Annotated in this window: 13 protein-coding genes; 7 read left to right on the top strand and 6 right to left on the bottom strand. The window is 67.8% G+C overall.

The window, feature by feature from the left end:
* The first annotated feature begins 332 nt into the window (after nucleotides 1-332).
* Complete coding sequence (locus tag FRZ61_RS01665; RefSeq protein ID WP_225309056.1) at nucleotides 333-1,874, top strand: phenylacetate--CoA ligase family protein; 1,542 nt, start codon at nucleotides 333-335, stop codon at nucleotides 1,872-1,874.
* Between the two features lie 23 nt (nucleotides 1,875-1,897).
* Here the strand turns inward: FRZ61_RS01665 and FRZ61_RS01660 are convergent, their stop codons facing one another.
* Entirely contained in the window at nucleotides 1,898-2,557 is a 660-nt protein-coding gene (locus FRZ61_RS01660) for a helix-turn-helix domain-containing protein (protein ID WP_151114652.1), read from the bottom strand.
* Nucleotides 2,558-2,661: 104 nt separating this feature from the next.
* On the opposite strand from FRZ61_RS01660, the gene FRZ61_RS01655 reads away from it, so the two are divergent.
* Complete coding sequence (locus FRZ61_RS01655) at nucleotides 2,662-3,834, top strand: alanine racemase (RefSeq protein ID WP_151114651.1); 1,173 nt, start codon at nucleotides 2,662-2,664, stop codon at nucleotides 3,832-3,834.
* A 95-nt stretch (nucleotides 3,835-3,929) separates the two neighbouring features.
* On the top strand, nucleotides 3,930-5,114 hold the full coding sequence (locus tag FRZ61_RS01650; RefSeq protein WP_151114650.1) for an aromatic ring-hydroxylating oxygenase subunit alpha: 1,185 nt from the start codon (nucleotides 3,930-3,932) through the stop codon (nucleotides 5,112-5,114).
* A gap of 4 nt (nucleotides 5,115-5,118) precedes the next feature.
* Here the strand turns inward: FRZ61_RS01650 and FRZ61_RS01645 are convergent, their stop codons facing one another.
* The 4 genes from FRZ61_RS01645 to FRZ61_RS01630 form a co-directional block, all read right to left on the bottom strand.
* The gene (locus FRZ61_RS01645) at nucleotides 5,119-5,955 is read right to left on the bottom strand and encodes an ABC transporter permease (protein WP_151114649.1); all 837 of its coding nucleotides are present in this window, start codon (nucleotides 5,953-5,955) and stop codon (nucleotides 5,119-5,121) included.
* On the bottom strand, nucleotides 5,952-6,902 hold the full coding sequence (locus FRZ61_RS01640; protein WP_225309055.1) for an ABC transporter permease: 951 nt from the start codon (nucleotides 6,900-6,902) through the stop codon (nucleotides 5,952-5,954). The genes FRZ61_RS01645 and FRZ61_RS01640 overlap by 4 nt, the downstream gene beginning before the upstream one ends.
* Entirely contained in the window at nucleotides 6,866-7,951 is a 1,086-nt protein-coding gene (locus tag FRZ61_RS01635; protein ID WP_191909247.1) for an ABC transporter ATP-binding protein, read from the bottom strand. The genes FRZ61_RS01640 and FRZ61_RS01635 overlap by 37 nt, the downstream gene beginning before the upstream one ends.
* Nucleotides 7,952-8,042: 91 nt before the next feature.
* The gene (locus FRZ61_RS01630; protein WP_151114647.1) at nucleotides 8,043-9,245 is read right to left on the bottom strand and encodes an ABC transporter substrate-binding protein; all 1,203 of its coding nucleotides are present in this window, start codon (nucleotides 9,243-9,245) and stop codon (nucleotides 8,043-8,045) included.
* A 252-nt stretch (nucleotides 9,246-9,497) separates the two neighbouring features.
* Here FRZ61_RS01630 and FRZ61_RS01625 point away from each other — a divergent pair, with 252 nt between their 5' ends.
* The 4 genes from FRZ61_RS01625 to FRZ61_RS01610 are packed head-to-tail and all read left to right on the top strand — an operon-like array spanning nucleotide 9,498 to nucleotide 13,818.
* Entirely contained in the window at nucleotides 9,498-10,268 is a 771-nt protein-coding gene (locus FRZ61_RS01625) for a DeoR/GlpR family DNA-binding transcription regulator (protein WP_151114646.1), read from the top strand.
* Between the two features lie 49 nt (nucleotides 10,269-10,317).
* Nucleotides 10,318-10,983, top strand: a complete 666-nt coding sequence (locus FRZ61_RS01620; RefSeq protein ID WP_151114645.1) for a class II aldolase/adducin family protein — start codon at nucleotides 10,318-10,320, stop codon at nucleotides 10,981-10,983.
* Nucleotides 10,984-11,017: 34 nt separating this feature from the next.
* Nucleotides 11,018-12,508, top strand: a complete 1,491-nt coding sequence (locus FRZ61_RS01615; protein WP_151114644.1) for a xylulokinase — start codon at nucleotides 11,018-11,020, stop codon at nucleotides 12,506-12,508.
* A gap of 5 nt (nucleotides 12,509-12,513) precedes the next feature.
* The gene (locus tag FRZ61_RS01610; RefSeq protein WP_191909246.1) at nucleotides 12,514-13,818 is read left to right on the top strand and encodes a sn-glycerol-1-phosphate dehydrogenase; all 1,305 of its coding nucleotides are present in this window, start codon (nucleotides 12,514-12,516) and stop codon (nucleotides 13,816-13,818) included.
* A 522-nt stretch (nucleotides 13,819-14,340) separates the two neighbouring features.
* Here FRZ61_RS01610 and FRZ61_RS01605 read toward each other — a convergent pair.
* Nucleotides 14,341-15,261, bottom strand: coding sequence for an NAD(P)-dependent oxidoreductase (locus FRZ61_RS01605; protein WP_151114642.1), 921 nt, complete (start codon nucleotides 15,259-15,261; stop codon nucleotides 14,341-14,343).
* Nucleotides 15,262-15,274: the final 13 nt, after the last annotated feature.

Here is a 15,274-nt window from a genome sequence, read left to right as displayed (position 1 = left end):
GGGCGGCGAAAATCACGCTAACAGCGGCACCTCAGCGGCTCAGGGAACAAAGTTGTGGCAGTCCTTCGAACGTTGAATGCCGGCTCAGTCATCTGCCGCCCGATCCGCGCACTTGCGGATATCGCGTTTCACGCGAGCCGTGGCATCCTTGTGGCAGCGGTTTCGGCGAGGCCGATGCGGTGTCTCGCGCGGTGTGCATAAGCGGCGATGACACTCGGATGAAGCCCGGCAGGCTTGTGCGAGACGCGACGGCACCATGCTTGATTCAATGCTCAATCAAGCGATGCGGGTTAACGCAGGCGACGCGGATTAACGGAGATGAAGAGGCGGCGATGAGCGAAGGCGATCGGATGGATGAGCGCAAGCCGCAGCGGGCGATCGAGGCGCTGCGGCAATTTCTCGAGACGCCGCTGGACCGGTTGCTCGGCGGATCGAGCGGGGCCGATCCGGCGGCGCAGGCCCTGTCGCTGTTTCGGGAGATGGCGGCGCGCGTCCCGGCTTATGGCCGGTTCCTCGCGGAGCAGGGCATCGATCCGGCCTCGATCCGGGAGCCGGACGACTTCGCGCGGCTGCCGCTCACCGACAAGGCGAACTATCTGCTGCGCCATCCCCTCGCGGATCTCTGCCGCGACGGCCGCCTCGAAAGCTGCGACATGATGGCGGTCTCTTCCGGCTCGACCGGCAAGCCCACCTTCTGGCCGCGCTTCGTGAGCGACGAGCTCGGCACCGCCGCCCGCTTCGAGCAGGCCTTTCATGACAGTTTCGCGGCGGACCGACGCCGCACGCTGGCGGTCGTCTGCTTCGCGCTCGGCACTTGGGTCGGCGGCCTCTTCACCACCGCCTGCTGTCGCCACCTGGCCGCCAAAGGCTATCCGATCATGGTGGTGGCGCCTGGCAACAACAAGACGGAGATCTGGCGCGTGGTGCGCGAGCTGGCGCCGCAGTTCGAGCAGACGGTGCTGCTGGGCTATCCGCCCTTTCTCAAGGACGTGATCGACGGCGGCATTGCCGAGGGCATCGACTGGCGGCCGTTCGGCGTGAAGCTTGTGATGGCGGGCGAGGTCTTCAGCGAGGAGTGGCGCGACCTGGTCGGCGAGCGCGCGGGCATCGCCGAGCCGGCCTTCGGCTCGGTGGCGCTCTATGGAACGGCCGATGCGGGCGTGCTCGGCAACGAGACGCCGCTCAGCATCACGATCCGCCGCCATCTCGGCCAAGATCCCGAGGCCGCCCGGGCGCTCTTCGGCGAATCGCGGCTGCCGACCCTGGTGCAGTACGACCCCCGCGCCCGCTATTTCGAGACCCGCGACGGCACCCTGCTCTTCTCCGGCAGCAACGGCGTGCCGCTGCTGCGCTACCACATCGCCGACAAGGGCGGGATCGTCCCCTATGACGCGATGCTGCGATTCCTCGCCGAGCGCGGCTTCGATCCGGTCGCGGCCCTGGCGCGGGAACGAGGCACCGCCACCCCGCCGGGGCGCGGCCTGCGGTCCCTGCCCTTCGTCTATGTGTTCGGGCGCTCCAACTTCACCGTCTCCTATTTCGGCGCGAACATCTATCCGGAGAACGTCACGGTCGGGCTGGAGCAGCCGCCGATCGCGGGCTGGGTCACCGGCAAGTTCGTGCTGCAGGCGGTCGAGGGGCTCGACCAGGCGCCCCATCTCGCCATCGCCGTCGAGCTCGCCCCCGGGATCGCCGCCGAGGACGCCAAGCGCGATGCCATCGCGCAGTCGATCCTGGCGCAGCTCCTGCGCCTCAACAGCGAGTTCCAGGCCTATACGCCGCCCGAATACCGGCTGCCGCGCGTGACGCTGAAGCCGACCGGCGATCCCGACTGGTTCCCCGTCGGGGTGAAGCATCGCTATACGCGCAAGTAGGATCCTTCGCGCGCGCCTTCTCCCTATCCGCGACCCGCGGCCGGGCGCCGGGCGGCGGGACGCGCCGCTCCTCCTGCCGGGAATTTGCGCGACGCGCTCTGCCTGCCGGGCAGCTTCATATCCTGGCTGAAGCAGATCGACAGCATCCAGGCGCGGCCCTTGCCGCGGTTGAGAAAGGCGTGGCGCATCTTGCTGTCGATATAGGCGCTGTCGCCCTCCTTCAGGCGCACCGGCGCATAGAGCTCGGTATGGAGCTCGATATCGCCCTGCAGCACATAGATGAACTCCTCGCCCTCATGCGTGCTCCAGCGGCTGATGTCGCCGAGCCGGCGCGCCTTCACCTCCATATGGAGCGGGATCATGTGCTTCTGGCGCAGCTCGGCCGAATGGACCTCGTACTCGTACATGTCGGTCGAGAAGAAGACGCCGGCGCCCCCGCGCGTCGTGGTGAGGCGGCCCGCCGGCAGCGACGGCGTTCCGTTCAGCATCGCCTCGAAGCCCAGGCCGAAGCCGCGCGCGATCCGGAGCAGCGTGTCGAAGGACGCCGCCACCTGGGCATTCTCCACCTTGGACAGAGCGGAAATCGAAACACCCGACCGTTTGCCCAGCGCCTGCAGGGTCCAGCGTCGTTCCTTGCGCAGCGCCTTGATGCGTTCGCCGATCTCGGCGGTCGTCAGGTCCATGGGTGACCATCAGGTCGGGTCGGGAATGCAATCCCAGGCCCGGCGCCCTTATTCTGTCAATGAAAAAATATTTCCTAAGAGAAAATGACGCGCTATAACGGGCCATGAACCCATCCCCGAACGCCACGCCGGCCCGCACCCTGACGGCGCGCGACGGAGCCCTTGCCGGGCTGGAGACACCGGCGGTCGTGATCGACCGGCCGGCGCTCGAGGCCAATATCGCCCTGGGCGCGGCCATCGCGCACCGCCACAAGCTGGCGCTGCGCCCCCATATCAAGACCCACAAGTCGCCGGTGATCGCCAAGCTGCAGATCGAGGCCGGCGCCGCGGGCATCACGGCCTCCAAGACCGACGAGGCCCTGGTCTTCATCGAGGCCGGCATTCCCTCGATCACGGTCGCCTATCCCCTGATCGACCGCGCCAAGATCAGCCGGCTGATCCGCGCGGCCAAGACCAAGGGGACCGATCTGCGGATCGTCGCCGACAGCGCCGAGGGCATCGCTGTCCTGTCGGGCGAGGCCCGGGCGCAGTCGCACCGCCTGCCGGTCTTCCTCAAGGTCGATGTGGGCCTGCATCGCTGCGGCGTCGATCCGGCCCTTCGCGGCTCGCTCGATCTGGCCGCGGCGCTGGAGCGGGCGCCCGGCCTGCGCTTCGCCGGGCTCCTGGCCCATGCCGGCCACGCCTACGGCGCCGGCACGCCGGAAGGGGTGCGCAAGATCGCGGCCGAGGAACGCGAGCTGCTGCTGGGATTCGCCGAGAAGCTTTACCAGATGGGTATCGAGGTGCGGGAGATCTCGGTCGGCAGCACGCCCACCGTGATCCTGAACGACGATTTCACGGGGCTGACCGAGGCGCGGCCGGGCAACTATGTGTTCATGGACATGACCCAGGTGGCGCTGGGCGTGGCCCGCCCGGAGCAGGTCGCGCTCAGCGTGCTCGCGACCGTCGTCAGCCGCAACGACCGCTACGCGATCGTCGATGCCGGCTCGAAGGTGATGAGCTCCGACCGCGGGCCCCACGGGTCCGACAGCCTGCGCGGCTTCGACACCGTCTTCGCGCTGGGGGAGCCGGACGCGCCCGCGCTGGGCCTGACGCGCCTCTCCGAGGAGCATGGCTTCGTCGAGCATGGCGGCCGGAAGCTCGAGATCGGCTCACGCGTCCGCATCCTGCCGAACCATGCCTGCCCGGTGGCGAACCTGGCGGACCGGTTCGCGGTCATCGATGCCGGCGGCGGGACGGAATATTGGCCGATCGAGGCGCGTGGCTGCGTGCGCTGACGAAAGCGATCCCCGCCTGAACCCGGCGCCGGAGGCTTGACGGCCGGGGCCACCCGCCCGGATCATGGCCCCGTCGGCAGGAGAGAGGGAGAGACATGCCCGACAGAGACAGCGCCGAGCTCGACGCCACCCTGGCGCGGTTGCGGGCTCTCGCCGAGGGCAGCCTCGAGCAGGCGACCGCGATGCCGCCGGCCCTCTATCGCGCGCCCGAGATCCAGGCGCTGGAGAAGGCCGAGATCTTCGCCCGCGACTGGCATTGCGTCGGGCTCGCGGCCGACCTGCCCGCGCCCGGCCACTATCTGAGCTTCTCCATCAACGACCAGCCGGTCTTCGTGATGCGCGGGCGCGACGGCGTCATCCGCGGCTTCTCCAATGTCTGCCTGCACCGGATGATGCGGCTGGTCGAGGGCCAGGGAAGCTGCCAGCGCCTGGCCTGCCCCTATCACGCCTGGACCTACGAGCTCGATGGAAGGCTGATCGGCGCCCCGCATATGAAGCGCACGCCGGGCTTCGAGCCGCGCAGCCACCATCTTCCCGCCATCCGCACGGAAGTCTGGGAAGGCTGGGTCTATGTCACGCTCAACGAGCGGGCGCCGCCGGTTGCAGAGCTGCTGGCAGCGCTGGCGCCGATGGTGACGCCCTACCAGATGCAGCACTACATCCCCGTGGCCCTCCAGGACCATGTCTGGAGCACGAACTGGAAGCTCCTGACCGAGAACTTCATGGAGGGCTACCACCTGCCCGTCGCCCACCGCGCGACGGTCGGCGCCTGGATGCCGGTCGAGGATACCCGCTTCCCGGCCGAGCGCCACGCGGCCTTCACGGTCCAGACCTTCACCAAGGACGAGACCGCGCGCTATGGCCGCGCCCATCCCGCCAACACGCGGCTCGAAGGCCATTTCCGCTACACGACCGTCATGCCGACGGTGTTTCCCGCCCATATGTATGTGCTGGCGCCCGATCATCTCTGGTATCTGTCGCTGCGCCCCAAATCGATCGGCGAGGTGCATGTCCGCTTCGGCGTGGCGCTGGCGCCCGAGGTCGTGGCCGTCATGCCGGATCTCGAGAAGGAGAAGGCCGAGCTGCTCGATTTCTTCGACAAGGTGAATGCCGAGGACCGCTTCGTGGTGGAAGGCCTCTATCAGGGCGTCCAGGCGCCGCTGGCCCAGCCGGGGCGGCTGAGCTGGCTCGAGCGCGAGATCCACGACTTCACCCGCTATCTGGCGGGCCGGCTCGCGGGCTGGCGGGAAAGCCCGATCCAGCGCGAGCGTGCCTCCTGATCCGTCAGCGGCCGCGATAGCCGAAGCTGACGATGCGGTAGCGCATCAGCAGATACATCACCACGAAGACCAGGCAGACGGCGCCGTTCACCAGCGTCGCCAGCGCGAACAGCTCCGGCCCCAGCCCGAACCGCAGCGAGCCCCAGGCGACCGAGGGCAGCGTCGGGATGGCGCCGAGGTTGTAGAACGAGATCTCCAGGTCGTTGAAGGCCAGGATGAAGCTGATGAGGAAGGCGCCCAGCAGCGAGGGCCAGATCGTCGGCAGCGTGATCTCGATGAAGCTGCGGAACGGCCCCGCGCCGAACACCATCGCCGCATCGTCCATGTTCCAGTCGTAGCGCACGAGCTGGGCCAGGATGATGAGGAAGGCGAAGGAGGTGCCGGGCACGGCATTGGCCGCCATCGCGGAGAACAGGTTGCCCGGCAACCCCAGCACGCGCGCGTTGAAGGCCAGCGTCGAGATGCCGATCAGGAGCTCGGCCACGAAGAGCGGCGCCAGGAACAGGAACATGGCGAGGCCGCGCCAGCGCGACCGGTAGCGCAGGATGCCGATGGCGCCGGCCGCCGCCAGCACGGTCGAGATGACGGCGCTGCCCAGCGCCAGCGTGACGCTGTTGGCGAGCGCCGTCCCGTAGAGCGAGCTGGCGAAGAGATCGCTATAGGACTGCGCCGAAAAGCGTGGCGGGAAGGGCCAGACGATGTCGGCGGAGAACGAGGTGTAGATCACATAGAAGATCGGCGCATAGAGGAAGACATAGACCGCCGCCAGCACCAGCCCCATGACCAGTGCCGACGCCATCAGCCGTCGCCGGGGACCCGCGATCGTCGATGTCGCCGTCATCGGTTGATGGCTCCCGTGAAGCCGCTGCGCTTCAGGTTGATCGAGCGGCCGATCAGAAGGATGGCGACGAGCGAGGAGAAGAACAGCGCGACCCCCATGGCCGAGCCCAGTGCCCAGGTGCCGGTCTCGCCGAATTGCTGGGCGAGGCTCATGCCGAAGGAGGCCGATTGCGTGCCGCCCAGGAAGCGCTGCGTCACCGCCGAGGCGAGGCAGGGGATGAAGACCACGACCAGCCCGATCGCCGTGCCGATCCAGTTGAGCGGCCAGGTGATCTCGATGAAGGCGCGCCAGGGCCTGGCGCCGTTGATCTTGGCCACCTCCAGGAGCTCGAAATTGAAGTTGATCACGGAGAGATAGACGGCCGTGATCATGAAGGGCAGGTAGAGATAGACGAGCCCGATGATGGCGGCGAGCGGCGTGTACATCAGCGCCTGGATCGGCGGGATGCCGAGCTCGGTCAGCGTCATGTTGATGATCCCGATCGGCCCGAACAGGCCCTGGAGGGCCGCGATGCGCAGGATCACGCCGGTGAAGAAGGGTGCCGCGAGCAGGAGCACCAGCAGCAGGCGGTAGCGCCCGCCATGCTTGGCGATGAAATAGGCGATCGGCCAAGCGATGACGAGGCAGGCGAGCGTCACGGCGAGCGCCATGCCGAGCGAGCGCAGGAAGAAGACGCGATAGGCGGCCTCGCTCAGCATCACCCGGTAGTTGTCGAGGTTCCAGTCGGCGAAGAGCTCGTAGCTCTGGGTCCGCCAGAAGCTGAACACCACGATCGAGAGCAGCGGCAGCAGCAGCGCCACCAGGATGAAGAGCGCGCCGGGCCCCGCCAGCATGGCGAAGCGATAGGCGAACAGCCGGTGCAGCTTGGTCTTTCTGGTCGCAATCGTGAGCGTGCCGGCGCTCATGGGCGTCAGGCCGGGAAGCAGGCGCCGGAGGCGGCCGGCCAATGCACCACGACCGCTTCCTCGGGCTTGAGGCTCAAGGCGCGCGGCGTGGCGCTGGCCACGATCTCGACGCCCTCGGCCACCGTCACGATGTAGTTGGCGGTCTGGCCCTTGAAGATGATGTCGCGCAGCTTGCCCGGAAGCTGGTTGCGGCCCTGGAGGACCGTGCCGTTGACGCCCGCGGGCGCGATCTCGAGATCCTCGTATTTGATCGAGAGCTGGACACGGGCGCCCGAGGCGACATTGCCCGGGCTCGGCACCAGGATGGTGCGCCCCTGCCACTCCATGCGGCCGACCTTGCCGTTGAGCTCCACCAGCTTGCCCTCGAGCCGGTTGGCATGGCCGACGAAGCTGGCAACGAAGGCCGAGGCGGGATTGGTATAGATCTCGACCTTGGCACCGATCTGCTCGAAGCGGCCGTTGCGCATGACCGCGATGCGGTCGCTCATGGTCAGCGCTTCTTCCTGGTTGTGGGTGACATAGATGAAGGGGATCTGCAGCTCCTTCTGGTAGCGGCGGATCTCGACCTCCATCTCGGAGCGGAGCTCGCGATCGAGATTGGCGAGCGGCTCGTCGAGCAGCAGCAGCTCGGGCTCGGCGATCAAGCCGCGGGCGAGCGCCACGCGCTGCTGCTGGCCGCCCGAAAGCTCGTTGGGATAGCGGCCCTCGAGCCCGTCCAGATGCATGAGCTTGATGATCCAGCGCAGCCGCTCGTCGCGCTTGGACCTGTCCACCCGCTGCATGCGCAAGGGGAAGACGATGTTCTCGGCGACGGTCTTGTGCGGAAACAGCAGGAAGTTCTGGAACACCATGCCGATGTTGCGCCCGTAGGGCGGCAGCTCGGTCACGTCGCGGCCCGCGATCAGCACGCGGCCGGTGTCGGGCGGCTCGAGCCCGGCGATGATGCGCAGCAGCGTCGTCTTGCCTGAGCCGCTCGGGCCCAGCAGCGTGAAGAACTCGCCGCGCTCGATCGCCAGATCGATGCCGTCGACGGCCGTGATCGGGCCGAAGCGCTTGCTGACCGTCTCGAGCTTCAGCGTTGCGTCTGGCACGGATTTCCCACTCATCGCTGTCGATACAAGGACGCCGGCGCCGCCCCCTTCCCCGAAAGGGGGCGGCTCGCTTCGCAACGTTCCCCCGACGTTACGAGGCTTCCACGTCGGACCAGATCCGCTCCCACTTCTCGGGAGAGGAAGGCTGGTCGAACATGTGGAGCTGGCTAGCCTCGCTACTGCGATTCTGGAAGTAAAGCTCGATCTCGTTGGCGGTGAGCAGGTCGCGCAGATCGACGGTGCCGCCATAGCCGGTCGAGCGGACGACGCGGACGTAGTTGTCCTTCTTGAGGAAGCTGTCCATCCAATGATGGGCGAGCTCGACCCGCTCGGAATCCGCACCCGAGCTGATCATCCAGGTATCGACCCAGCCGAGCCCGCCCTCCTTCGGCTTCAGCACATGCTGGATGTCGAAATCGAGCTTGCCGTCCTGCTTCAGCACGGTGAGGTGGCGATAGGTCTCGGTGAATTCCGGCGCCGCCCAGACCGCGCCGCCGCGCATCAGCCGGTCCAGCGCGTCATAGTCCTGATAGCGGGTCAGCAGCAGCTTCTTCTGCTGGATCAGGAGCTTCTTGGTCTCCTCCAGCTCGGCGTCGGTGAGGTTGTAGGGATTGAAGGGCTTGCCGTCCGGCCGCTCGGCCGAGATGGTGCCGAGATTGCTCGCGGCGAGGATGCCCATCAGCGCGATGTTCTCCTCGAAGCGCGAGTTGGTCGAGATCTTGCCCTTGTATTTGTCGTTCAGCAGCAGGGCGATCGAGCCGATATCCTCAGGAGCGACCTGGCTGGCATTGACCGTGATCCCGTAATCGCCCCAGCAGTTGGGCGCCGCGACCTTGTGCTCGCCGGATTCGTCGGCCAGCAGCGGGAATTTCGGCGGCAGGAAATCCGGGAACACGTTCGCCATGCTCGGGATCTTGCCGTAGTCGACCGCCTGGGTGAGGCCCTGGCGGAAATAGAGCCGCGGCCAGAAGCCGTCGCCCTGGACGATGTCGAAATCCTTGGTGCCGCCGACCTTCATCTTGTTGAAGGCCTCGGAATTGCCGTCGAAGAAGGTCGGCGCGAACTTGGCGCCGAACTTGGATTCGAACTCCGCGATCGTCTCGTTGATCGCGTAGGGCTGCCACATCAGCAGCCGCAAGGTCGGCGTCGCCGCTTCGGCGTTGCTGACGAAGGGTGCCATGGGGCGGAAGGCCAATCCGGCGCCGGCGATCGCCGCGCCCTTGAGCAGCGCCCGGCGGGTGGTGCCGACGCGCCGCGCCGGCAAAGCAATGCGTCTCGTGTGAGCAATCGACATGGCGTTCTCTCCCTGTGATGGGCCGACGGATCGGCGTGATGGCCTTCGCCATCTTCTTGGTCTCCACAGATTGCAACACAATTGCTACTAAATGCAATATAGTGCTAAAAATGCCTCATCGAGGGGCGCCGATGCCCGATTTCCGGGCAGCAGAATGGCGGATTTGCTGGAGAGGGCCGATGGGCCCGAATCGCTGCCGGCCGGTATAGAGACGGGCGGGCGCGGGGAGCGGGCCGGCGAAAGGAAACGGGCGTGCTAGCCGAGGAACGACAGAACCAGATCCTGTCGATGGTGAATTCGCGGGGGTCGGTCTCGATCACCGAGATCCAGCGCAAGCTCAAGGTCTCGCGCGAGACCATCCGGCGCGACCTGCTGCTGCTGGCCGAGCGCAACCGCCTGCGCAAGACCCACGGCGGCGCGCTCTCGCTCGAGCGCAACGAGCCCGAGATGGAGGTCCGCCAGGTCACCAATGTCGAGGGCAAGCGCAGCATGGGGCGGCTCGCGGCAAGCCTCGTGCCCGACGGCGCCTCGGTGATCCTCTCCAGCGGCACGACCATGCAGAGCGTCGCCGACGCGCTGCTCGTCCGCGAGGGGCTCACCATCTTCACCAACAACATCGTCGCCTGCGGCAAGCTCGCCGGCCACAACAAGAACCGCGTCTACATGCTGGGCGGCGAGGTGCAGCCGGCCAACGGCGCCACGCTCGGCCGCGACGCCACGACGATGCTGATGCACTATTTCGCCGATTTCGTCTTCGTCGGCGCCGGCGCCATTTCGCCCTCGGGGTGGCTGATGGACTACACCCGCGAGGAAGGCGAGCTGCACGGCCTGATGCTGCAATCCGCGCGCACGCCGGTCGTCGTCGCCGACCACACCAAGTTCAACCGCTATGCCCCGGTCCGCGTCGACAATTTCGACAAGGTCACGCATCTCGTGACCGACCGGCAGCCGGACCAGGCGATCGTGACGACGCTGGCCAACCTGCCGCTCGAGCTGTTGGTGGTGGGCCGGGACGATTCGTGAAGCGTGCCGCTGGCGGCACGCGGCGATTTTCTTGCATGGAGATTCGAGGATGAAGCATGAAGCCCTGCGGCGGGAGATCGTCGCCGCCTGCATCAACATGAACGCCCGCGGCATCAACCAGGGCACATCGGGCAATATCAGCGCCCGCGTGCCGGGCGGATTCCTGATCACGCCCTCCGGCATGACCTATGAGGAGACCAAGCCCGCCGACATCGTGATGATGCGGCTCGACGGCAGCCACGAGGGCAAGCGCAAGCCCTCCAGCGAATGGCGCTTCCATCGCGACCTGATGGCGACGCGCCCCGAGGTGGGCGCCGTGGTCCATACCCACTCGATGTTCGCGACCACCCTCTCCTGCCTGCATCTGGACATCCCGGCGGTGCATTACATGATCGCCGCCGCCGGCACGAGCAAGATCCTCTGCGCGCCCTACGCCACCTACGGCACGCAGGAGACCGCCGACAACGCGGTCAAGGCGCTCAAGGGCCGCAATGCCTGCCTGCTCGCCAATCACGGCATGATCGTGCTCGGCCCCAACCTCAAGAAGGCGATGTGGCTCGCGGTCGAGGTCGAGACGCTGGCGGCGCAATATTGGCGGGCGCTCCAGGTCGGCAAGCCGAAGATCCTGCCCGACGCGGAGATCCAGCGCGTGATCGAGAAGTTCCGCGGCTATGGCCAGGTGAAAGAGGAGAAGGCCGGATCGCCCTGCTGCTGAGGGCGCGGGCGGTACCGCAGAGCGGGATGACGCGATGATCGTCGGCATCGATGTCGGCACGCAGAGCCTCAAGGCGGTGGTCACGGACGCCGCCCTGAAGCCGCGCGGCCGCGCGGCCGAGGCCTACAAGCCGAGCTTCCCGCAGCCGGGTTGGGCCGAGCAGGACCCCGGCTTGTGGGAACGCGCCCTGGGCCCGACGATCGCGCAGGCCCTCGCCGCGGCGGGCATCGAGGCGCGGCAGGTCGAGGCGCTGGCGCTGTGCGGCCAGCTCGATGGCTGCGTGCCGGTCGATGACAAGGGCGAGGCCGCCGGCCCCTGCCTGATCTGGATCGACCGCCGTGCCGAAGCCGAGACCGCGTCGATCCCGGCCGAGGCCGTGCGCCGCGTCGGCGGGCTGGTGCTCGATGCCAGCCACATGGCCGCCAAGATCCGCTGGCTCAAGCGGCAGAAGCATCCGGCCATCCGCCGTTTCCACCAGCCGGTCTCCTATCTGGTCGAGCGGCTGACGGGACAAGCGGTGATGGACCATGCGCTGGCCTCGACCAGCATGGTCTATTCGCTGAACGACCGGCGCTACGACAAGGGATTGCTCGATCTCTTCGAGATCGAGGAACGCGAGCTGCCGGCGCTGGCCGATGCCGGCAGCGCCGCCGGCCGCTTGACCGCGCGAGGCGCCGCGATGACGGGCCTTCCCACCGGGATTCCCGTCGCCGTCGGCACCGGCGACGATTTCTCGACGGCGCTGGGCGCGGGCCTCGTCGATCCCGGTCCCGTGCTGGTGGCGCTGGGCACGGGCGAGGTGGTGGGGGCGCTCCATGCCACGCCCGCGATCGACCAGGAGAGCCTGGTCGAGACCCACGCCTATCCGGGCGGCGCCTATCTGATCGAGAATCCGGGCTGGCTCTGCGGCGGCGCGCTCGTCTGGCTCAAGGAGCTGCTGGGGCTCGAGAGCTTCGCGGCGCTCGACAGGCTCGCGGAACAGGTGCCGCCCGGTGCGGACGGCCTGCTCTTCCTGCCGGCTCTCACCGGCGCCATGGCGCCCGAATGGATCCCGGCGGCGCGCGGCTGCTTCTATGGCCTCACCCCCGCCCATGGCCGCGCCCACTGGGCACGCGCGCTGCTCGAAGGCTGCGCCTTCGCCATGCGCGACGTGACGGATCGGCTGGCGCAGATGGGGCTCGCGACCGACTCGATCCTGCTGCTCGGCGGCGGGGCGAAGAGCCGGATCTGGGGCCAGATCCGCGCCGACCTGACCGGCCTGCCGGTTCGAGTGCCGGCGGCGACCGACAGCTCGCCGATGGGGGCCGCGATGCTGGCCGCGGTCGCGGCCGGCCGTGTCGCCGATCTGCGCGAAGCGGCGGCCCTCGTTCGCGGCACCAGCCAGGAGCTGTCGCCCGCCCCCGCCCTCAAGCCCGCTTATGACGAGGCCTATCAGCGCTATCGCCGCCTGTTCGCGGCGCTCAAACCCCTTTACCAGCCGGCGCCGCAAGGCCCTGCCGGCGCCGACCCGTCTTCAGGAGCTTGATCGAGGTGACACAGGACGTCCTCGCGCAGATCGTTTCGGGCACCCACCCCGATCCCGACGGCGGCCCGCCGCTCAAGGTGGCGACGCGATCAGTGAGGGTCGCTCGCTCGCTCGCCGGCAGCGAAGGCGATCTCGTGGCGCCGCTGGGGCTCGGCCGGTGCCTGGCCGTCGTCAGCGACCGAACCACCCATGCGGTCCTCGGCGCGCGGGTCGAGCGGGCGCTGGCGGGCCTGGGGGAGGTGGTCAGCCTGGTGCTGCCGGACGCGCGGCCTCATGCCGATGGCGAGACGGTGGCGCTCATCCGCGAAGCGACCGCACGCTGCGACGCGCTCGTCGCGGTGGGCTCAGGGACCATCAACGATCTCTGCAAATATGCGAGCGCCCAGGACCGCAAGCCCTATGTCGTGTTCGGCACCGCGCCCTCGATGAACGGCTATACCTCGGTCAATGCCGCCATCACGCTGCATGGGCACAAGAAGTCGCTGACGGCCCACGCGCCGCTCGGCGCCTTCATGGATCTCTCGATCATGGCGGCGGCCCCGGTGCGGATGATCCGCTCGGGGCTGGGCGATTCGCTCTGCCGGCCCACGGCCCAGGCCGACTGGCTCCTGGCGCATCTGCTCTTCGATCAGCCCTACCGCATCATGCCTTTCGCGCTCCTGGCGCCGGACGAAAAGCCGATGCTGGAGGAGACCGAGGCGCTGGTCTCGGGCGACATCGAGGCGATGGAGCGGCTGGTCCGCACGCTGCTGCTCTCGGGCTTCGGCACCGCGATCCACGGCAACAGCCAGCCGGCGAGCCAGGGCGAGCATCTGATCAGCCATTATGCCGACATGCTGGGCGACCCCGCCTGGCCGCCCTCCTTCCATGGCGAGCAGATCGGCGTCACCACCCTCAGCATGGCGCGGCTGCAGGCGGCGATGCTGGACGGCCCGCCGCCGACGCTCCTGCCCGACAAGAACAGCGAAGCCGGCTTCGTGGCGCGCTTCGGCGAGGCCCTGGGCAAGTCCTGCTGGACCGAGTTCGCGCAGAAGCGGCTCGACGGCCCCCGCGCCGACGCGCTCAACCAGCGCATCGCCCGGCGCTGGCCGCAGATCCGGACCGCCATCGCCGCCGTAACCCATCCGCTGCCGCTGCTGGAAAAGGCGCTCGCCTGCGCCGGCGCGCCGATGAAGCCGCAGGATGTGAGCTGGCCCGAGCCGTTCTACCGGACGGCGCTGCGCCACGCGCGCGAGATCCGCAACCGCTACACCTTCCTCGACCTCGCCGCCGACAGCGGCCGGCTCGACGGGCTCGCGGAGAGGATCTGACGCAGGTTGAATCTCTGCATGAACGCGTCTTCAGGGAAAGGCGCGTTCACTCTTTCGTCACCCTGGCGAAGGCCAGGGTCCAGGAACACCCATCGAGCAGAATTGAGCAAGGTCCGGTGTCCATGGATGCCGGCCTTCGAGCGTGTGAAGAAATCGGCGATGCCAAAGAACTCTCTCGCCCCCTCCCCTCGCGGGAGGGGGTAGGGGGAGGGGCGATGCCGTGCGAGATCCTGGCAAATAAGCGGAGCCTGATCTGCTCGGGCTCGCTCGCTTGGCGCCCTGTCTAGGCCTTCTGCCTCCAGAGCGGTGATTGATCGCAGGGATGCCCCCAGCTGCGTCCGTGGCACCCCTCCCCCAACCCCCTCCCGCAAGGGGAGGGGGCTTGAGTGTTTGCCACGCCCTTGCGTGGTGCTCTCGATTTCTTCACGCGCTCCTTCGCCGGCATGACGAAAAGGCATCCGTATCGCTTCGGGTGTACGCCCTGGAGCGAAGCGACCAGCGGCGCAATCCTGTACTACGCGCTTATGCCATCCCCTCGCCCAGCCGCGCCGGGAATCCCGGTGCCCGCAAATGGGTCTGGAGCTGATCCTCCAGGAGCTTCACCACCTGGGTGGACCAGGCCTCGCCGCCATAGGTCTGCTGCGCCTGCTTGAAGATCTGGTTGGTGAGGCCGGCCAGCGCCAGCGGCACGCGGAACTCCTCGCCGAAGCGCATGGCGAAGCCCAGATCCTTCAGCGCCAGATCCATGGTGAATCCAATATCGTAGCTGCCATTGAGGATGAGCTGGCTCTCGGTCTCGTGGACGAAGCTGTTGCCGGAGCTGGCCTTGATCGCGTGGAAGGCCTGCGCCAGGTCGAGCCCGCCGCGCTTGGCCAGCATCAGCGCCTCGCCCGCCGCCACCAGATGGATGAAGGCCAGCATGTTGGTGATGACCTTGATCACCGAGGCCGACCCCAGCGGGCCCATATGGAAGATCTCGCCGCCCATCGCCTGCAGCGCCGGCCGGTGCTGGTCGAACAGCGTCTTCTCGCCGCCGACGAGCAGGGTGATGTCGCCGCTGGCTGCGCGATGCACGCCGCCGGTGACGGGACATTCCAGCACCGAGATGCCGCGCGGCGCGGCGAGTGCCGCCAGCGTCATGATGTCATCGCGGCCGAGCGTGCTCATCTCGATCCAGGTGCCGCCCGGCTGCATCCCTTCGAGGATGCCCTGCGGCCCGACCAGGACCTTTCGCGATACTGCCGGCGAAGGCAGGCAGGTGAAGACCGCGTCCGAGGCTTCCGCCACCTCCTTGGCGCTGCGAGCCCATCGGGCGCCCAGCGCGATATGGCGCTCCGCCACCGACGGATCGATGTCGTGGAGGGTGACCGCATGGCCCGCCTTGATCAGGCTTGCCGCCAGATGCCCGCCCAGATGGCCGAGTCCGATATAGCCGTAACGCATGATAGTGCGCTGC

This window comes from Hypericibacter adhaerens (assembly GCF_008728835.1).
GTDB classification, from domain to species: domain Bacteria; phylum Pseudomonadota; class Alphaproteobacteria; order Dongiales; family Dongiaceae; genus Hypericibacter; species Hypericibacter adhaerens.
Note: the sequence above shows the minus strand (reverse complement) of the source record. Positions and strands in the feature narration are given on the sequence as shown.